The sequence below is a fragment of the Streptomyces sp. NPDC033216 genome, from assembly GCF_055577115.1.
Genome location: NZ_JBVIQK010000005.1, coordinates 161,325 through 180,142 on the forward strand (window position 1 = coordinate 161,325; position 18,818 = coordinate 180,142).

Here is an 18,818-nt window from a genome sequence, read left to right on the forward strand (position 1 = left end):
GTGCGTTTCCAACTGAGCGGGGACCAGCGGGCCCTGCGGGACGGGGTGCGGGGGGTGCTCGCGCGCCGCTTCGGGCCCGACGGCCTGAGGGCTGCCGCCGGCCGGCCGGCCGTGCTCGACCGGACCCTGTGGCGGGCGCTCGGCGAGGCCGGGTTCTTCGCGCTGCGGCTGCCGGAGTCGGAGGGCGGAGTCGGACTCGGCCTGCCGGAGGCGGCGTTGGCGTTCGAGGAGGCGGGGCGCGCACTGCTGCCCGGCCCGCTGATCGCCACGCACCTCGCGGCGGGGAGCGTTCCGGGCGCCGCGAGCGGCGCGACCGTGGTGACGGCCGTCGACGGGGGTTTGGTGGAGTGGCTGGCGGAGGCGGACGTGGTGGTGGGGGGGCCGGTGGGCGAGCCGGGCGCGGTGGCGGTGCGGTCGGTGGATCCGCTCACGCCGTTGCACCGGGTCCCCGCGCAGCCCGCTGTCTCGGACGTCACCCCCGACCCCGTCGCCGTTCTTCTCACCGCCTCCGAACAGCTCGGCGGCGCCACGCGAGCGTGCGAGCTGGCCGTGCAACACGCCCGGACCCGGCAGCAGTTCGGACAGTCGATCGGGGCCTTCCAGGCCGTCAAGCATCTGTGCGCGGACCTGCTGGTGCGGGTGGAGGTGGCGCGTGCCGCCGTCTACGCCGCCGCCGTCACCGCCGACCCCGCCGACATCGCGGCGGCCCGGCTCCTCGCCGACGAGGCCGCCGTACGGGGTGCGCGCGACTGTCTTCAGGTGTACGGCGGGATGGGGTTCACCTGGGAGGCGGAGGTGCACCTGCTGCTGAAGCGAGCATGGGTGCGCACGCGGCGTTCGGGGGGCGATACGCCGAGTGAGGAACTGTTGGCGGGCGAGCTGCTGTCCGCGACGGGCTCCGAGGGCACCTGCCTGCGGTGATGGGCCCCGGCCGGGAGCTGTGTCGATGATCGTGGCACCGACTGGTCACGGAGAGTGAAATACGGTTGTGGCCGAGGCGTGACCCGTCACGGGCCGGAGTCGGGGAGTCGCTCCGGTACCTTCTGTGGGATGCGAGTGGCTACGAGCGCGAGCCGTGCCGGTGGTGCCCCCCGGGCAGTGCCGGATGCGACGGTGCGCGCCCCTGCTCGCAGGCCGGACGGGCGCGGGAGCATGGCCTGTTCGACTCCCCGCAACGAGCGTCGCACAGTATGCCGCACGCGTACTCCTTCGCGCTGGAATATGCCCGAAGCGCTTGTTGAGGTGACTCTAGGTCAACCAAGCTGTCTCGTAAGGGAATCACGTTCCGTCACTCCGCCTCTGGCCGTTGTTCTGGTCATGCGGAAAATGGCTACGATCGTGGCCCTCGTCGTCATGGTGCTCACGTGGCTTGCGTGGCTCACGTGGCGCGCGGCCATGTGTCCGCCGGTTCGGATGGTGTGAGCGGTGCAGGTGCTTCAGGTGCAGTTGGAGATCCGGCCCGACCCCGCTGAAGTGGGTCGCGCCCGGCGGTGGGCCCGTTCGCGTCTCGCCGGGTCCGGGATAGAGGCCGACGAGCCCCTCGCCGAGACGCTGATCCTGCTCGTCTCCGAGCTGGTCACCAACGCCGTGGTGCACACCGGCTGTCCGGCCGTGCTGCGGCTCTTCCTGCCGGGCGGCGCCGCCGTCGGGGAGGCCACCGTCCGGCTGGAGGTGGCCGACAGCAGCACCAGGGCGCCCGTGCCTCGCTGTGTGGGCGACGAGGCGACGGGTGGCCGTGGGCTGGCCCTCGTGGACGGCCTCGCGGACCGCTGGGGCTGGAGCGTCGAGGGCCCCGGCAAGCGCATCTGGTGCGAACTCGACCGCTGCACCCGCCCGGTCGAGAGCGCGGACCGCGGAAGGACGGCTGACCGCGGCGGTATGGCCGACGGTGGTGTCGCGGCCTTCCAGGAGCCGGTCTACGGCGGGTTCGCGTACGAAGCCGTCTGATGTCGCGCGGCACGACCTGACGGGCCATGACATGGCGGGCCATGACATGGGGGAGCATGACGTGACGGGCACGATGTGACGGGCGCGGTGCGGCGAGGCGGGACCGGGCGGGCGTGACGTGACGAGGCGTGTCCGTCACGGCGCATGGTCGTACCGGGTGCCGGACGGTGCGGGAGGCTCGGGGCATGGATGCAGAAAGCGCTGTCGGTCCGGCCGGGCCGGGTGGCGGTGCGCCTGGGTGTGCTTCCGTGCGCGCCCATGACAAATGGGGCGCAAGTCACAAATCCCCGATCGGGTGTTGACGACGGGTGTCCATTTGATCACGCTTGTGGTCAGCGATTCGCCGCGAGGGGACGACGAGGATTCCGGTGACGGGAGTCCTCGCCGAGTGCGGGTCGTGATTCGGCGTCGGGTCCCTCAGGGCCGGGGGAGACCGGGGCGGGTACGCCGAGTCGGATGGTGGCGCGCGGTGCCGTGCTCGGGGCGGGCAGCGGCGCGCCGCCATCCGGCGTCATCCTTCGACCCGTTGGCCGATGCCGCCCGTCGCCGCCGCCCGTCGCCGCCGCCCGCTGTCCGTCGCCCGTCGCCCGCCGTCCGTCGCCCGTCGCCCGTCGCGCCCGCAGGGTGGCCGTCAGAGGACGGCCACGGGCGCCACCGGCGTTCCGGTACCGCCGGCGAACGGCTCCGGCATCGCGGACAGCAGGAACGTGTACCGCTCCTGTTGTCCACAGGCTGTGGACAACTTTTCGAGATTCCAGTTCTGACCCTGCATCATGCCCATCTCCACCAGGTGGAGCGCGTGCACCGGCAGCCACAGGTTCTCGATCTCGGGCGGGAACACCTCGAACGTGAGGGTGTCGTTCGCGACCGCCGCCACGTCGCGCGCGTGGAACCACTCCGGCGTGCGCACCGACAGGCCCGGCGACGGATGTGCGTACCCCTGCCGGTCCCCGGTGAGGTAGAGCCGCATCTGTCCGGTCCGCACGAGCACGATGTCGCCCGCCCGCACGCGCGTCCCCGCCAGTTCCTCCGCCGTCTCCAGGTCCTCCGGGGTGACCGCGTGCCCGCCGGCCAGCCGGTCGACGCCGCGCGCGCGGGCCACGTCCAGCAGCACCCCCCGTGAGACGACGTGCCGCGCCTTGTCGATGCCGCTGAACCCGGCGCCGCCGTGCGCGGTGACGGTGCCGGCCGGGCGGCCGTTGTAGATCCGGCCCGAGTGCGAGACATGGGGCAGCGCGTCCCAGTGGGTGGCCGCCTGGAGGCCCATCGTCACGACGTCGTCGCTGCACGCCACCGTGCCCGGCCCGAAGATCTCCTGATTGATCTGCACCATCGCGTGCAGGGGGTTGACCCGCCCCGGAATCATCCCGGTCTGCACGCCGTCCTCGCGCAGCGGCAGCGCGAGCGGGACGCGGCGTCCGGTGCGCACTTCGGTGACCGCCCGCCGTACGACCTCGTCGGTGATCAGGTTGAGGGTGCCGATCTCGTCGTCGGTGCCCCAGCGCCCCCAGTTGTTGACGCGCTTGGCGATGTCGTGGAACTCGACGGGCAGTGCCATTCGATGCCTCCCCGGGGCTTGTCGCCGGGTGTCCGACGGGACATAAAATCTAACGGTCCGTCAGAAACCGCGGGAAGGGGCCGGGCGTGGGGAACTTCTTGACCGGCAGGGCCGTCGCCGTCACCGGCGCCGGGCGAGGCATCGGCCGGGCGGTGGCGCTCGCCGCGGCGGCCGAGGGCGCGAGCGTCGTCGTCAACGACCACGGTGTCCGCGTGGACGGGGCGTCGCCCTCCAGCGAGGTCGCCGAGGCCGTCGTCAAGGAGATCGAGGCGGCCGGCGGCCGGGCCGTCGCCGTCGCCGACGACATCTCGACGATGGCGGGGGGACAGCGGGTCGTCGACTCCGCCCTGTCCGCCTTCGGGCGGCTCGACGGAGTCGTGTGCGTGGCCGGCATCCTGCGCGAGCGCATGCTGTTCAACATGACCGAGGACGAGTGGGACCCGGTCATCGCCACCCATCTGAAGGGCACCTTCACGGTGTTCCGGGCCGCGTCCGCGGTGATGCGCGCCCAGCGCTCCGGCACCCTCATCGGCTTCACCAGCGGTAGCCACCAGGGGTCGTACTCCCAGGCCAACTACAGCGCGGCCAAGGGCGGGATCATCTCGCTCGTGCGCAGCGCCGCGCTGGGGCTGCACAAGTACGGCGTGACCGCCAACGCGGTGGCGCCGGTGGCCCGTACGCGGATGTCCGCCGGGGTGCCGATGGATCTCGCGGAGATCGGGGAGCCGGAGGACGTGGCCGCGCTGGTGGTGTACCTGCTGTCCGAGCGGGCGCGCGAGGCGGGGGTGACCGGGCAGGTGTACACGGTGGCGGGGGCGAAGATCGCGGTGTGGGCGCAGCCACGTGAACTGCGTGCGGCCTACGCGGAGGGGGGTGCGTGGACGCCGGAGCGGATCGCTGACGTGCTGCCGCGGTCGGTGGGGGTAGACCGCATGCCGTTGCTGCCGCCCCGGTGAGGGCCGGTCGGTCGGGTGCGGGCTGTCCGTGGCCGGCCGCCGGTGGCGATCGCTGGTCGCGCCCTCGTTGGAGCCGCATGTCGACGCGGTCCCGTGTCCCTGTGGGTCGAATCCTGTTTCCCCCGATGTGAGGAGTTGGCCGTGGAGTTCGGGTTCTCCGCTCTCGACGAGGCCTTCCGGGCCGAGTCCCGGCAATGGCTGGGGCTGCATGTCCCGCACGCCGCCGGACGCCGCGCCTGGGAGCGGACTCTGGGGGCCGACGGATGGATCGGGATCGGGTGGGGGGAGGGCGGGTACGGCAACCGCACCGCCACCCTCACCCAACAGGTCGTCTGGGCGGAGGAGTACGCGCGGTCCGGGGCGCCGGGGCGGTCCGGGCACATCGGGGAGAAGCTGTTGGCGCCGACCCTGCTCGCGCACGGCACGGTCGAGCAGAAGGAGCGCTTTCTGCCGCCGATCGCCGCCGGGGCAGAGCTGTGGTGCCAGGGTTACAGCGAGCCGGAGGCCGGATCGGATCTCGCGGGGGTGCGGACGCGGGCGGAGCGGGTGGCGGACGGGTCGTACCGGGTCACCGGGCAGAAGGTCTGGACCTCCCTCGCCCAGGAGGCCGACTGGTGTTTCGTGCTCGCGCGGACCGATCCGGAGTCGACGCGCCACCACGGGCTGAGTTTCCTGCTCGTGCCGATGGACCAGCCGGGGCGGATCGAGGTCCGTCCGATCCGGCAGCTGACCGGGACGAGCGACTTCAACGAGGTCTTCTTCGACGGGGCTCACGCGCGGGGGAGTCATCTCGTCGGTGCGGAGGGGGACGGCTGGCGGGTCGCCATGAGCCTGCTCGGCTTCGAGCGCGGCGTGTCCACGCTGGCCCAGCAGATCGGCTTCGCCGAGGAGTTGGGGCGCGTGGTCCGGACGGCCGTGGCGACCGGCGCCGTCGACGATCCCCTCGTACGGGACGGGCTGGTGCGGCTGTGGGCGGAGCTGCGCGCCATGCGGTGGAACGCGCTGCGGACGCTGGGGGGTGCGGCGGGGCCCGGCGCGCCCAGTGTGGCCAAGCTGCTGTGGGCGGGCTGGCATCAGCGGCTCGGGGAGCTGGCGGTGCGGGTCAGGGGCGCGGAGGCGGGGGTGGGTCCGGCGCCCTGGTCGCCCGCCGCACCGTACGAACTGGACGAGACGCAGCATCTGTTCCTGTTCTCGCGGGCCGACACGATCTACGGCGGTTCGGATCAGGTCCAGCGCACGATCATCGCCGAGCGCGTGCTCGGCCTGCCCAGACAGCCCAAGGGATGGGGGACGTGATGCGGGGCGTGGTGTTCGACGGGAAGCGGGCCGAGGTCGTCGACGACCTGGAGGTACGGGAGCCGGGGCCGGGGGAGGTGCTCGTCGCCGTGTCGGCGGCCGGGCTGTGCCACAGCGACCTGTCGGTGGTCGACGGGACGATTCCCTTCCCGGCGCCGGTGGTGCTCGGGCACGAGGGTGCGGGCGTGGTGGCGGCGGTGGGCGCCGGCGTCACGCACGTGGCGGCCGGGGATCACGTCGCGCTGTCCACGCTCGCCAGCTGCGGGACGTGCGCGGAGTGCGACCGGGGGCGGCCGACGATGTGCCGGCGGGCCATCGGGCGGCCCGGCCGGCCGTTCTCGCGGGGCGGGCGGCCGGTGTACCAGTTCGCGTCCAGCTCGGCGTTCGCGGAACGCACGGTCGTCAAGGCGGTGCAGGCCGTACGCATCCCGCAGGACATCCCGCTGCCGTCCGCCGCGCTGATCGGCTGCGGGGTGCTGACCGGCGTCGGGGCGGTCCTCAACCGCGCGCGCGTGGACCGCGGGGACAGTGTCGTCGTGATCGGCACGGGCGGGATCGGGCTCAACGTGCTCCAGGGCGCGCGGATCGCGGGCGCGTTGCGGATCGTGGCCGTCGACGCGAACCCGGCGAAGGAGGCGGTGGCACGGCGCTTCGGGGCCACCGACTTCCTCACCTCCACCGAGGGGGTCCGGAAGGTGCTGCCGACGGGCGCGGACCACGTCTTCGAGTGCGTCGGCCGGGTGGAGCTGATCCGGCAGGCCGTCGACCTGCTCGACCGGCACGGCCAGGCGGTGCTCCTCGGGGTGCCGCCCGCCACCGCGGAGGCGTCCTTCCGTGTCTCCTCCCTCTTCCTGGACAAGTCGATCCTGGGCTGCCGCTACGGGGCGTCCCGGCCGCAGCGGGACGTCGCCCTGTACGCCGAGCTGTACCGTGCGGGCCGTCTCCTCCTCGACGAACTCGTCACCCGTACCTACCCGGTGGAGGACTTCGCGAGGGCGACGGCGGACGCGGAGGCGGGGCGGGTGGCGCGGGGGGTGCTCACGTTCTGACGGCGCCGCTCTCCGCCCTGAACGTCCGCCGGTACGCCGTCGGGGTGACCCCGAGCGCCGCCTGAAGGTGCTGGCGCATCGACTGGGCGGTGCCGAAACCGGCGTCCCGGGCGACCTGGTCGACGGAGAGCCCGGTGGACTCCAGCAGGTGCCGGGCCCGTTCGACGCGCTGCTGGGTGAGCCACTGGCCGGGGCTGACGCCCACCTCCTCACGGAAGCGGCGTGTGAACGTCCGTACCGACATGGTCTCCTGGGCGGCCATGTCCCGCAGCTGGATGGGCTCGTGGAGGCGGCCGAGCGCCCACGCGCGCGCGGCGGTCGTGCCCGACAGCTGCGGGTCGGGCACCGGCCGCTCGATGTACTGCGCCTGTCCACCGTCGCGGTGCGGCGGGACGACCGTACGGCGGGCGACCTCGTTGGCGACGGCCGTGCCGTGGTCGCGGCGCAGCATGTGCAGGCACAGGTCGATGCCGGCGGCGACGCCCGCCGAGGTCAGGACGTCGCCGTCGTCGACGAACAGGACGTCGGGGTCGACCCTGACGCTGGGGAACAGGCGCTGGAGACGGGCGGCGTCGGCCCAGTGCGTGGTCGCGGGGCGCCCGTCGAGGACGCCGGCGGCGGCCAGGACGTACACGCCGGTGCAGATGGAGGCGAGGCGGGTGCCGGGGCGGATGCGGGCGAGGGCGCCGGCGAGGTCGTCGGTCAGGATGCCCTCCTCGAAGACCGGACCGAGTTCGTACGACGCCGGGACGATCACGGTGTCGGCGGTGGCCAGCGCCTCCGGGCCGTGTGCGACCTGGACGGCGAAGTCCGCGTCGGTCTCGACCGGGCCCGGCGGCCGGACCGAGCAGGTGACGACCTCGTACAGGTGCCGCCCCTCGGCGTCCCTGGGGCGGCCGAAGATGCGGTGCGGGATCCCCAGTTCGAAGGGGAGCAGTCCGTCGAGGGCGAGGACCACGACGCGGTGCGGGCGGAAGCCGGACAGGCTCATGGCCCGATCCTAGCGAAGGTCGTCCTTCGGGCCACTCGCCCGGGGAGACGGCGGACCCGAGGCTCTTTGACGTGACTCAGACTGACGCGACTCGGACGGACGGGACTCGGCCGGGCGGATCCGAGGCAGACGTGTCCAGGACAGACCTTTCCCAGTCGGTGGAAGCCGTCGGTGGGGTCGGCCGTGCCGGGAAACGGCGGCCGCGGATCCACCGGGCGTGGTTCGTCGCCGCCGTCACCTTCGTCACGATCATCGGTGCGGCCGCCTTCCGCTCCCTGCCCGGCCTGCTCATCGACCCGCTGAACGACGACTTCGGCTGGTCGCGCGGGACGATCGGCGCGGCCGTGTCGATCAACCTGGCCCTCTACGGCCTCACCGCGCCCTTCGCGGCGGCCCTGATGGACCGCTTCGGCATCCGCCGGGTCGTCGCCGTCGCGCTGACCGTGATCGCGCTCGGCTCCGGCCTGACCGTATGGATGACGGCGGCCTGGCAACTGCTGCTCTGCTGGGGTCTGCTGGTCGGCCTCGGCTCCGGCTCGATGGCGCTCGCCTTCGCCGCGACGGTCACCAACCGCTGGTTCACCGAGCGCCGGGGCCTGGTCAGCGGCATCCTCACCGCGGCCGCCGCCTCCGGCCAGCTGATCTTCCTGCCGCTGCTGTCCTGGATGATCACCCGGTACGACTGGCGGCCGGCGGCGGTGACGGTCGCCCTCGCGGCCCTCGCGGTCGTCCCCTTCGTCTGGCTGCTGCTGCGCGACCATCCGGCGGACGTCGGGCAGATGCCGTACGGGGCGAAGGAGTTCGTCCCCAAGCCGCCCCCGGTGCCGGGTGCGGCACGGCGCGCGGTCACGGTCCTGGCCGCGGCGGTGCGCACGGGCCCGTTCTGGCTGCTGGCCGGGAGCTTCGCGATCTGCGGCGCCTCCACGAACGGACTGGTCCAGACCCACTTCGTGCCGGCCGCCCACGACCACCACATGCCCGTCACGGCGGCGGCCTCCCTGCTGGCGGTGATCGGCGTGTTCGACGTGGTCGGCACGATAGCCTCCGGCTGGTTCACGGACCGCTTCGAACCGCGCCGGCTGCTGGCGGTGTACTACGCGCTCCGCGGCATCTCACTCCTCTTCCTGCCGATCCTGCTGGCCCCGACGGTCCACCCCCCGATGATCTTCTTCATCGTCTTCTACGGCCTCGACTGGGTCGCCACCGTCCCGCCCACCATGGCCCTGTGCCGCGAGCACTACGGCGAGGACAGCGCCATCGTCTTCGGCTGGGTCCTCGCCTCCCACCAGGTCGGCGCGGCCCTGGTCGCCTTCCTCGGCGGCGTGGCCCGCGACACCTTCGGGTCGTACGACGTCGTCTGGTACGCCTCGGGAGCGCTGTGCGCGGCGGCGGCACTGATGGCCCTGGTGATCCGGCGCAGGCCCACGGGCCCCGTCGCGCCTGCCGTGCCGGCGGTGGGGTGACGGGTGGGGTGCGGTGGGCCGGGTGGTCCGTCGGGACGCCGGTGCCGGCGGCTGCGCGGGTGTCGGAAGCGTTGGATCGGACGGCGGCCGGCCGGGGCCCGATGTGAGGTGGCGGTCGGCCGGCGCGACCCCCGCGGGTGACGCGGAGCGCTGTCTATCCGCGGTCCGGTGCCGGTGTGTCGGTGCCGTTCGGGGGTGTTGTGGTCGGCGTGTGGAGGACGGCGCGGGCTTGTTCGGCGGCGCGGGTCATGCTTTCGCTGACGAAGTCGAGGAAGCGTGCGACGTTCTCCAGGCGGGTGGCGGCGGGAGTGAGGGGCCCGAGCACGGCGGTGCCCTGTCGTGCGATCTCGACGATGTGGGCGGTGGAGCGGGCGCTGGCGATCATGGACTGGTACCAGATGTCGTCGTCGACGATGTAACGCTCGCGGCGGCCTTCGTCGCGTTCGCGGCGCACGAAGGCCTGACTCTCGAGGAAGGCGACCGCCTTCGAGATGGACGCCGGGCTGACGTGTAGGCGCTGGGCGAGTTCGGCGGCGGTGAGGCTGCCGCTGTCGGTGATGGTGAGACAGGCCATCACCCGCGACATCATCTTGGGCATGCCCGAAGCCATCAGGACGGTGGTGAACGTCTCCTCGAACGCGGCCACGGCCTCCGCGTCGCGCCCGTCGGCCCGCGCGGGTGCCTGCGATCCATGGGGTGGGGCCTGCCGACGGCGGTGGGTGCGGTGTTCGGTGGCGCGGTGGGCGAGGTCCGCGCGGTAACTGGTGGGGCCACCGTTGCGCATCACCTCACGCGTGATGGTCGAGGTCGGTCGCTCGAGGCGTCGGGCGATCTCGGCGTAGGCGAGGCCGTCGGCCAGTCCCGACGCGATCTCCTGGCGTTCGGCCTGGGTGAGTCTGCCTCCCGGCATCGCGGTCTCCCTCTTGCTCTGCGGGGGTGGTCCCCGGTGCTCCGGTCCCCGGTGTTCTGTGGTGCTCCTCGGCGCCGAGCATAGCGTTCACCTTCAACCTGTTGCAACGCCAGTGCCGCCGTCGTTGCGTTAATCGAGAGGTCTAGTGCAACAATTTATTGGCGTTGAGCTGCGGTTATTACCTTTCATCGCAACGAAGTAGTTGTCGGACCCGTGAATGCAACGTAGCGTTTCCGGTGTCAGAAAAAAACAGCGCGTACTGGGAGAGCATGATGCAGACCTTCGCCACCTCCGCCCCGATCTCCGTCGTCCTGGACATCCCCGCCGGCCGTGTCCAGCTCATCGCGGCGGACCGCGCCGACACCACCGTCGAGGTCCTGCCCGTCAACCCCTCCAAGGGCAGCGACACCCGGACCGCCGAGCAGACGACCGTCGACTACGCCGACGGCGTCCTGCGGATCACGGCCTCGGGCGTCGGCAACCGCCTGACCGGTTCATCCGGTGCCGTGGAGGTCACCGTCCAGCTGCCCGCCGGCTCCCGCGTCGAGGCCAAGGCCGCCAGTGCCGAGCTGCGCGGCGTGGGGCGCCTGGGCGAGGTCGTCTTCGACGGCGCCTACCGCCGGATCAAGCTCGACGAGGCGGCGGGTGTCCGTCTCACCGCTGTCGACGGCGACGTCGAGATCGGCCGGCTGGGCGGGCCGGCGGAGATCAGCACCGCACGCGGCGACATCCGCGTCGCCGAGGCCGTGCGCGGCGCGGTCGTGCTCAGCACCCAGTCCGGCAGCATCTCGATCGCCGCCGCGGCCGGGGTCTCGGCCGCCCTGGACGCCGGCACCGGCCACGGCCGCGTCAGCAACTCCCTCAAGAACGACGGCACCACCGAACTCGACATCCGCGCCACCACCTCCCACGGCGACATCACCGCCCGCAGCCTGTAGTACCCCGCCCCCACAGAGAGAGGAGCACCTCCATGTCCAGCTTGGCCATCGCGGCGAACGGGCTGCGCAAGTCCTACGGCGACAAGGTCGTACTCGACGGCATCGACCTGGCCGTCCCGGAAGGCACGGTGTTCTCCCTGCTCGGCCCGAACGGCGCCGGCAAGACCACGGCCGTCAAGATCCTCTCCACGCTCATCACCGCCGACGGCGGCGATCTGCGGGTCGCCGGCCACGACCTGGCCGCCGATCCGCAGGCGGTACGGGCCGCGATCGGTGTCACCGGGCAGTTCTCCGCCGTCGACGGGCTGATCACCGGCGAGGAGAACATGTTCCTCATGGCGGACCTGAACCACCTCTCCAAGGCCGAGGGGCGGCGGGTGGCCGCCGAACTGCTGGAGCGCTTCGACCTCACCGACGCCGCGAAGAAGCCCGCCTCCACCTACTCCGGCGGCATGAAGCGCCGCCTCGACATCGCCATGACCCTGGTCGGCAACCCGCGGATCATCTTCCTCGACGAGCCCACCACCGGCCTCGACCCCCGCTCCCGGCACAACATGTGGCAGATCATCCGCGAGCTGGTCTCCGACGGCGTCACCGTCTTCCTCACCACGCAGTACCTGGAGGAGGCCGACCAGCTCGCCGACCGCATCGCCGTCCTCAACGACGGCAGGATCGCCGCGGAGGGCACCGCCGAGGAGCTGAAGCGGCTGATCCCGGGCGGACACGTCCGGCTGCGCTTCGAGGATCCGCGAGGCTATGAAGCGGCCGCCATCGCCCTCGGTGAGGCCACCCGCGACGACGAGGCCCTCGCCCTCCAGATCCCCTCGGGCGGTAGTCAGCGCGAACTGCGCTCCATCCTCGACTGGCTGGACGCCGCCGGCGTCGAGGCGGACGAGCTGACGGTGCACACCCCCGACCTCGACGACGTGTTCTTCGCCCTGACCGGCGCCGCCGCAGTCCCCCACCAGTCCAAGGAGACCGCCCGATGAGCACCCTCTCCCTCGCCGTACGCGACTCGTCGACGATGCTGCGCCGCAATCTGCTGCACGCCCGCCGCTATCCGTCGCTGACCCTGAACCTGCTGCTCACGCCGATCATGATGCTGCTGCTCTTCGTCTACATCTTCGGCGACGTGATGAGCGCGGGCATCGACGGCGGTGGCGCCGACCGCTCCGAGTACATCGCCTATATCGTCCCGGGCATCCTCATGATGACCATAGGCAGCACCGTGATCGGGGCCGCGGTGTCGGTCTCCACCGACATGGCCGAGGGCGTCATCGCCCGCTTGCGCACGATGGCGATCCACCGCGGCTCCGTGATCATCGGACATGTCGTCGGCAGCGTGCTACAGGTGCTCGCCAGCCTGGTCCTCGTGGGTGTCGTCGCGGTGGCCATCGGCTTCCGGTCCACGGACGCGACGGCCCTGGAATGGCTCGCGGCGTTCGCGCTGCTCGCGCTGTTCGCACTGGCGCTCACCTGGATCGCGGTCGGCATGGGCCTGGCCAGCCCGAACGCCGAGGCCGCCAGCAACATGGCCATGCCGCTCATCCTCCTCCCGCTCATCTCCAGCGCCTTCATCCCCGCCGACACGATGCCGGGCTGGTTCCAGCCGATCGCCGAGTACCAGCCCTTCACCCCCGCCATCGAGACCCTGCGCGGCCTGCTGCTCGGCACCGAGATCGGCAACAACGGGTGGATCGCGATCGCCTGGTGCCTGGCTCTCTGCGCGCTCGGCTACTCCTGGTCGACGTCACTGTTCAACCGCGACCCGAAGTAGCCCACTTGGCGACGCGGACCCCCGCACTTCCCGCCCCGGGGCGGCGTATCTCCGACACGCGTCGGGTACGCCGCCCCGACGCGTCAGAGGAACCGCCCCCGGTGGAACAGCAGCGGTGCCTCGTTCCCGTCGGCCGCCCCCAACGCGGTCACCCGGCCCACGACGATGAGGTGGTCGCCGCCCGTGTGGACGGCGTGGATCGTGCAGTCGATCCAGGCGAGGGCGCCGGTGAGGCGGGGAGCGCCGGAGACCGGGGTCGGGGCGTGGACGACGTCCGCGAACTTGTCGGCGCCGCTGACGGCGAAGGCACGGCACACCTCGCGCTGGCCCGCGGCGAGGACGTTGACGCAGAAGACGCCCGCGGCGGCGATCCGGGGCCAGGTCGTGGACGTACGGCCGACCATGAAGGAGACGAGGGGTGGGTCGAGGGAGAGGGAGCAGAAGGACTGGCAGGCGAAGCCGGCGGGGGATCCGCCGGGGGCGGTGGCCGGTGCCGTGACCACGGTCAGCCCCGTCGCGAAGTTCCCCAGCACCCGCCGGAACTCGCCCTGGTCGACCGGCGCCCGCTCGTCCTCACGGACGCAGCGCAGCTCCGGGCGTGGCAGCGGCTCGACCGGTCCTGCCCGAAGGTGCCGGACGGCCGCGGCCGCCGCTCCAGCGTGTCCCATCATGCGTCCATTGAAACTGACGGAACGTCAGATGGGAAGGGCGGGGCGGCCCGGGACGGCGGCGGAACGTAGGGTGCGGCCGTGACCTGGGTGGGGAGGCGGCGCGGAGTCGGTCCGGGCGGGGCGTACGAGCCTCCGCGGTTGTCCGCAGCGCGGCTGGCCGGTGTCTGGCGGGACGAGGAGGGCGCGGCGCTGCGGCTGTTGCCGGGCGGGCGGGCCGAGCTGCCGCGGATGCCCGCGGCGGCCGATCCCTTCGCGGACGCCGACTTCGAGGTGTGCGAGGGCACCGGCACCTGGACGCCCGAGGCGGACGGCGAGTGCTCCGGCCGGGCCGGTGTCGTCGTACGCGTCGAAACGGGCAGCGGTACCGGCAGCGGCTGTGGGTACGAGACCGAGTGGACGATCGCCGGGACCGACCGCGCGCCCGAGCTGTTCGCGATCTTCGGTGACCCGGACGCGGGGGCGTCGCGTGTCCTGACGCGGGCCCCCTGAGCGCCGTCACCGGCCCCGGAACCGGGCCTCCCGCCGTTCCGTGAAGCTGGCCACGCCCTCCCTGGCGTCCGCCGTGGTCATGTTGATCTCCTGGGCGGCGGCCTCGGCGGCGAAGGCAGCGGCGCGGTCGCTGTCGAGGGACGTGTTGACGAGGTGTTTGGTGAGGGCCAGGGCCCGGGTGGGGCCGGCGGCGAGGCGGTCGGCCCAGGCGCGGGCCGTCTTCGCCAACTCGTCCGCGGGAAGTACGCGGTTGACCAGGCCGAGGTGCTCCGCGTCCGCGGCCGTGAGCGCGTCGCCGAAGAACATCAGCTCCTTGGCGCGCTGCGGGCCGAGGAGACGGGGCAGGAGGTAGGTGCCGCCGCCGTCGGGGACGAGGCCGCGGCGCACGAACACCTCGATGAAGCGTGCCGGTTCGGCGGCGAGGACGAGGTCGCAGGCGAGGGCGAGATGCGCGCCGAGGCCGGCCGCCGTGCCGTTGACGGCCGCGATCACCGGTTTCTCGCAGTCCAGGACGGCGGCGATCAGGCGCTGCGCCCCGAGACGGAGGGTGCGGGCGACATCGCCGGGGATCCGTTCGCCCCTCGCGCCCCCGCCCCGCAGGTCCGCGCCCGCACAGAAACCGCGGCCCGCTCCGGTCAGGACGACCGCCCTGACCTCCGGGTCCGCGGAGGCCTCCGAGAAAAGCCGGATCAGGCGTTCGCGCAGGTCGGGAGTGATGGCGTTGAGGGATTCGGGGCGGTTGAGGGTGAAGGTCGAGACGTGCTGCTCAGTGGCGTGCCGTACCGATGACTCGGCGGAGGGCTGCGGCTTGTCGGACAAGGGCGACGCACGGGGGTAATCGGCCATGTTCATCTCATTCCGCTCGGTGGTACGGCGGCATCCGCGGTACCGGCGTCGGTACCGGAGGCGGCGGAGGCGTCGAGGTGTCGGAGGCGTCGAGGTGTCGGAGGCGGTGGCGGCCGCGGCGCCCGGTCCTCCCTCAGCGGCAGACCGCCAGCGCGTCCAGTGCCACGGCGCCCTGTCCCCACGGCAGGACCACCAAGGGGTTGATGTCGAGTTCCGCGAGGTCGTCCCCCAGTTCCAGCGCCATGCGCTGCACCCGCAGGACGACCTCCACCAGCGCGTCCCGGTCGGCGGGTGGGCGTCCTCTGACCCCGTCCAGCAGGGCCCGCCCGCGCAGTTCCGCGAGCATGTCGCGGGCCTGCTCCTCCCCGAAGGGCGGCACGCGTACCGCCACGTCCCGCAGAACCTCCACCAGGACACCGCCCAGCCCGACCGTCACCGTCGGCCCGAACAGCGCGTCGTGCGTCATTCCCACGACCATCTCCACGCCCCGCTCGACCATCTGGCACACCAGGACGCCGTCCAGCGGTACGCCCTCGTAGCGGGCGATGTCGGTGAGGTCGCGGTAGGCGTCGCGGACCTGGCTCGCGGAGGTGAGGCCGACCTTGACCAGGCCCAGCTCCGTCTTGTGGGCGATGCGCTCTCCGGACGCCTTCATCACCACCGGGTAGCCGACCAGCCCGGCCGCCCGCACGGCCGCCGCCGCGCTCGTCACCAACTGCTCGCGCGGCACACGGATCCCGTACGCCCGCAGCAGCTGCTTGGCCGCGTGCTCGCTCAGCTGCTGACCCGGTCGCATCAGCATCCTCGCCTTGCGGCTGGACGGCGAGGGGGTGCGGGGAGCCTCGTCGAAGGGGGAGCGGTAGGCGGCCGCGAACCGGTGGTGGGCGAGGTAGGCGCGCACGGCGGTCAGACAGTTGCCGACCGTGCGGAAGGTCGCCACGCGAGAGGAGCCGAGCAGTACGTCCCGGTACGCGGGCTCGGTGCCGACCGGCGACCCCCACACCACGCACACCAGCTTGTCCGTCCCCTCGGCGGCGTCCACCAGGTCCCGCACGAGCCGGTCGCTCAGCGGGGGGAAGGGGCCGGTGATCGGGCAGATCAGGACGCCGACCTCCGGGTCGTCCAGGAGCGCGTCGATGATCTTCCGGCCGCGCCGGTCGCCGACCGGATGACCGCCGTTGTCGACCGGGTTCGCGACGTTCAGGTTCTCCGGTATCCACCGGTGCAGCTCCGCCTGGCGGGCCGCGGACAACTCCGGCAACCGCAGCCCGGCCGCCGTCGCCAGGTCGGCGACGTGGGCGCCGGTGCCGCCCGAGATCGCGTACACCACGACGCCGTCCGCACGCGGTGCCTTCGCTCGGGCCAACAGAGCCGCCGTGTCCTGGAGTTCGTCGAGTCCGTCGACCCGGATCACGCCGTACTGACGCATCGCCGCGTCCACCACCTCGTCCGCGCCGGTCAGCTTGCCGGTGTGGGTGGCGGCGGTGCGGGCGCCGGCGTCGGTGCGGCCGACTTTCACGGCGACGACCGGCACCCCGCGTCGGGCGGCCCGGTCGGCGGCGAGCAGGAAGGCCCGGCCGTCCTTGAGGCCCTCGACGTAACAGGCGATGGCGCCGACCTCGGGGCGTTCGGCGAAGTAGGAGAGGAAGTCGGCGGTCTCCAGATCGGCCTCGTTGCCGGTGGGTGCCCAGTGGGAGAGGCGGATGCCGAGTTCCTGGAGGGCGAACACCGGGCGGCCCTGGTGGCCGGACTGGGTGATCAGCGCGATCGCCGGCCCGTCGAGATCGTCCCGGAAGTGCTCGAAGGCGTTGAGGTTGGTGTTGGGCCCCAGCAGCCGTATCCCCGAGCGGGTCACGGCCGCCGCGAGCCGTTCCTGGGCCGCGGCGCCCCGGGCGCCCGTCTCCGCGAAGCCGGAGGCGAAGACGACGGCGAACTTCACCTTCGCCTCGGCCAGCTCCTCGATCACCGGAAGCGGATCGGCGACCAGCAGCACCGCCAGGTCGACCTGCTCGGGCAGGTCGGCGACGGACGGGCGGCAGGGGATGCCGAAGACGGTGGTGCGAGTGGGGTGCACGGGGTGCAGCCGCGCCCCCACCCGCTCGGCCCAGTCCACCAGTTGGCGTGTGACACCGGTGTTGGGGCGTCCTTCGGCGTCCGAGGCGCCGATCACCGCGACCGACCCCGGCCGGAAGAACCGGTCCAGATCGGGGACCTCGGCATGCAGCGGGCGCCCGCTGACGTCCAGATCGCCCGCCTCGGCGGGCCGGCCGTGGACGGCGAAGCCGGGTCGCTCGTCGCACGCGAGAACCCGGGCCCGGCGGGAGTCGGTGGTGAGGGTGCCGTGGGTTGATCCAAGCATCGGTCCGCCCGCTCCTGTGTGACTGCCTGGTAACTGACGTTCTGTCAGATTACAGAACTGACGAGTCGTCAGGAATGGGTGTGCACGGAGGATGTGCGGCGAAGACGGAGGAGCGCAGGCGGACGGTCCGCGACCCCGTCAGCCCTACCCTTCGGTCCCGGCTCCTCAACCCCGGTCCTTCGGCCCCCGCCCCAGCTCGCGGCGTACCGCCTTCGCGATGCGGTCCGCGTCGATGGACAGCTCGCGGAGGGTGCCGCTGATGGGGTTGGTGAAGCCGGTGAAGTAGAGGCGGGGGGCGGCGGCCGCCGTGCGGCGGCCGTGGACCATCGGTCTGCCTCGGGGGTCGAGGACGTCGAGGTGGCCGACCAAACCCTCCAGGGCACGCGCGTACCCGGTGGCGGCGATCACGGCGTCCGGCTGGACGCGGGTGCCGTCGGCGAGGACGACCTTGCCGTCCTCGAAGCCCTGCACGGCGGCCACGACCTCCACCCTGCCCTTGCGCACCGCGTCGATCAGGCCGACGTCCTGCACGGGAATCGCCCCTTCGCGGACGCGGGTGTAGAGCCCGGTGCCGGGCCGCGGCAGCCCCTGCGCCGACAGGTCCGGCACGCTCACCTTGGCCAGCACCCGGCACATCAGGTCGACGAGCGCGACGGGCAGTCGGCGTACGAGGATGCCGCTGTACTGCGCAGGCCAGCCGGCGGTGGAGCGGCGCACGATGTGGGGAACGGTCCGCACGGCCAGCCGCACCCGCTCGGCGCCGCTCTCCACCAGGTCGACGGCGATCTCGGCGCCGGTGTTGCCGACGCCGACGACGAGGACGTCCCGGCCCGCGTAGGGGGTGCCGTTGCGGTAGGTGGAGGCATGGGTCAGTTCGCCGGTGAACGTGTCGCGTCCGGGCCAGTCGGGCAGGGACGGGGTGTGGTTGTAGCCGGTCGCGACGACGACCGCCGCTCCGGTCAGCTCGCGTCCGCCGGAGGCGTGCAGCAGCCAGCCCGTGCCGTCGGGGGTCTGCTCGACGCGGGAGACCTCGACGCCGGTGACGATCTCCAGCTCGTGGTGCTCGGCGTACTTCTCCAGGTACCGGACCACGTCGTCGCGGGCCACCCACCGTCCGAAGCGGCGGGGCATCGGCAGGCCGGGCAGGGCCGAGCGGCGCCGGGTGGTGTGCAGGCGCAGCCGGTCGTAGTGGCGCCGCCAGGACGCGCCGACCCGGTCGGACTTCTCCACCACGACGGCGCGTATCCCCTGGGCGCGCAGCGCGTACGCGGTGGCGAGGCCGCCGGGGCCGCCGCCGATGACGTAGACCGGGCGGTCGGCCTGGTTCGCGGCGCTGGTCACGGAGGGGTTCGGCTGCGGTGCGGAGTCTTCCATGAGCGCGAGCGTAATCACGCAGGGCATTGATGGGTCTCGGTCAAGACGGGAATTGGTTGCGGATCGATCACGCCTGTACGGGTGGTGTGTGCGGTGGGTGACGTCGGTCACGGTTGTGGACCTGCCGTGAAGCCGGATCCTGCTGCCGGTGGCCCGGCGCCCTCTCCCGTCGGGGCGGTCGCGGGGGCCGCTCG

17 protein-coding genes are annotated in these 18,818 nt (G+C 72.6%); 10 read left to right on the forward strand and 7 right to left on the reverse strand.

The window, feature by feature from the left end:
* Window positions 1-921 (forward strand): acyl-CoA dehydrogenase family protein, encoded by a 921-nt coding sequence (locus ACZ5Y0_RS12460; RefSeq protein ID WP_469128608.1) that lies wholly within the window; start codon window positions 1-3, stop codon window positions 919-921.
* Window positions 922-1,440: 519 nt separating this feature from the next.
* Window positions 1,441-1,947, forward strand: coding sequence for an ATP-binding protein (locus ACZ5Y0_RS12465; protein WP_469128871.1), 507 nt, complete (start codon window positions 1,441-1,443; stop codon window positions 1,945-1,947).
* A gap of 631 nt (window positions 1,948-2,578) precedes the next feature.
* Here ACZ5Y0_RS12465 and ACZ5Y0_RS12470 read toward each other — a convergent pair.
* Window positions 2,579-3,505, reverse strand: a complete 927-nt coding sequence (locus ACZ5Y0_RS12470) for a cyclase family protein (protein WP_469128609.1) — start codon at window positions 3,503-3,505, stop codon at window positions 2,579-2,581.
* An 86-nt stretch (window positions 3,506-3,591) separates the two neighbouring features.
* On the opposite strand from ACZ5Y0_RS12470, the gene ACZ5Y0_RS12475 reads away from it, so the two are divergent.
* From ACZ5Y0_RS12475 to ACZ5Y0_RS12485, 3 genes are all read left to right on the forward strand, one after another.
* Window positions 3,592-4,461 carry an SDR family oxidoreductase gene (locus tag ACZ5Y0_RS12475; protein ID WP_469128610.1) on the forward strand — a complete coding sequence of 290 codons (870 nt, stop codon included), beginning with the start codon at window positions 3,592-3,594 and terminating at the stop codon, window positions 4,459-4,461.
* A gap of 141 nt (window positions 4,462-4,602) precedes the next feature.
* A complete protein-coding gene (locus ACZ5Y0_RS12480) occupies window positions 4,603-5,757 on the forward strand; it encodes an acyl-CoA dehydrogenase family protein (RefSeq protein ID WP_469128611.1) in 1,155 nt (384 codons plus the stop codon).
* On the forward strand, window positions 5,757-6,806 hold the full coding sequence (locus tag ACZ5Y0_RS12485) for a Zn-dependent alcohol dehydrogenase (RefSeq protein WP_469128872.1): 1,050 nt from the start codon (window positions 5,757-5,759) through the stop codon (window positions 6,804-6,806). Before ACZ5Y0_RS12480 ends, ACZ5Y0_RS12485 begins: the two co-directional genes overlap by 1 nt.
* Here the strand turns inward: ACZ5Y0_RS12485 and ACZ5Y0_RS12490 are convergent.
* Window positions 6,796-7,797 carry a GlxA family transcriptional regulator gene (locus ACZ5Y0_RS12490; protein ID WP_469128612.1) on the reverse strand — a complete coding sequence of 334 codons (1,002 nt, stop codon included), beginning with the start codon at window positions 7,795-7,797 and terminating at the stop codon, window positions 6,796-6,798. The genes ACZ5Y0_RS12485 and ACZ5Y0_RS12490 overlap by 11 nt on opposite strands.
* A 158-nt stretch (window positions 7,798-7,955) precedes the next feature.
* Between ACZ5Y0_RS12490 and ACZ5Y0_RS12495 the strand changes: the two genes are divergently transcribed.
* The gene (locus ACZ5Y0_RS12495) at window positions 7,956-9,260 is read left to right on the forward strand and encodes an MFS transporter (RefSeq protein ID WP_469128873.1); all 1,305 of its coding nucleotides are present in this window, start codon (window positions 7,956-7,958) and stop codon (window positions 9,258-9,260) included.
* Between the two features lie 154 nt (window positions 9,261-9,414).
* Here ACZ5Y0_RS12495 and ACZ5Y0_RS12500 read toward each other — a convergent pair whose 3' ends face one another.
* Window positions 9,415-10,170, reverse strand: coding sequence for a helix-turn-helix domain-containing protein (locus tag ACZ5Y0_RS12500; RefSeq protein WP_469128613.1), 756 nt, complete (start codon window positions 10,168-10,170; stop codon window positions 9,415-9,417).
* Window positions 10,171-10,442: 272 nt separating this feature from the next.
* On the opposite strand from ACZ5Y0_RS12500, the gene ACZ5Y0_RS12505 reads away from it, so the two are divergent.
* Genes ACZ5Y0_RS12505 through ACZ5Y0_RS12515 form a run of 3 tightly spaced genes read left to right on the forward strand, consistent with a single transcriptional unit; the run spans window position 10,443 to window position 12,885 of the window.
* Complete coding sequence (locus ACZ5Y0_RS12505) at window positions 10,443-11,108, forward strand: DUF4097 family beta strand repeat-containing protein (RefSeq protein ID WP_469128874.1); 666 nt, start codon at window positions 10,443-10,445, stop codon at window positions 11,106-11,108.
* 32 nt (window positions 11,109-11,140) lie between these two features.
* Window positions 11,141-12,097 (forward strand): ATP-binding cassette domain-containing protein, encoded by a 957-nt coding sequence (locus ACZ5Y0_RS12510; RefSeq protein WP_469128614.1) that lies wholly within the window; start codon window positions 11,141-11,143, stop codon window positions 12,095-12,097.
* Entirely contained in the window at window positions 12,094-12,885 is a 792-nt protein-coding gene (locus ACZ5Y0_RS12515) for an ABC transporter permease (protein WP_469128615.1), read from the forward strand. The genes ACZ5Y0_RS12510 and ACZ5Y0_RS12515 overlap by 4 nt, the downstream gene beginning before the upstream one ends.
* 83 nt (window positions 12,886-12,968) lie before the next feature.
* Here the strand turns inward: ACZ5Y0_RS12515 and ACZ5Y0_RS12520 are convergent, their stop codons facing one another.
* Window positions 12,969-13,553: a flavin reductase family protein gene (locus ACZ5Y0_RS12520; protein WP_469128875.1), complete on the reverse strand. Its 585-nt coding sequence runs from the start codon at window positions 13,551-13,553 to the stop codon at window positions 12,969-12,971.
* Between the two features lie 141 nt (window positions 13,554-13,694).
* On the opposite strand from ACZ5Y0_RS12520, the gene ACZ5Y0_RS12525 reads away from it, so the two are divergent.
* Window positions 13,695-14,045 carry a hypothetical protein gene (locus ACZ5Y0_RS12525; RefSeq protein WP_469128616.1) on the forward strand — a complete coding sequence of 117 codons (351 nt, stop codon included), beginning with the start codon at window positions 13,695-13,697 and terminating at the stop codon, window positions 14,043-14,045.
* 6 nt (window positions 14,046-14,051) lie between these two features.
* Here the strand turns inward: ACZ5Y0_RS12525 and ACZ5Y0_RS12530 are convergent, their stop codons facing one another.
* The 3 genes from ACZ5Y0_RS12530 to ACZ5Y0_RS12540 form a co-directional block, all read right to left on the reverse strand.
* The gene (locus tag ACZ5Y0_RS12530; RefSeq protein ID WP_469128617.1) at window positions 14,052-14,891 is read right to left on the reverse strand and encodes an enoyl-CoA hydratase/isomerase family protein; all 840 of its coding nucleotides are present in this window, start codon (window positions 14,889-14,891) and stop codon (window positions 14,052-14,054) included.
* Between the two features lie 133 nt (window positions 14,892-15,024).
* A complete protein-coding gene (locus ACZ5Y0_RS12535; protein WP_469128618.1) occupies window positions 15,025-17,250 on the reverse strand; it encodes an acetate--CoA ligase family protein in 2,226 nt (741 codons plus the stop codon).
* A gap of 165 nt (window positions 17,251-17,415) precedes the next feature.
* Window positions 17,416-18,624, reverse strand: a complete 1,209-nt coding sequence (locus ACZ5Y0_RS12540) for a flavin-containing monooxygenase (protein ID WP_469128619.1) — start codon at window positions 18,622-18,624, stop codon at window positions 17,416-17,418.
* Window positions 18,625-18,818: the final 194 nt, after the last annotated feature.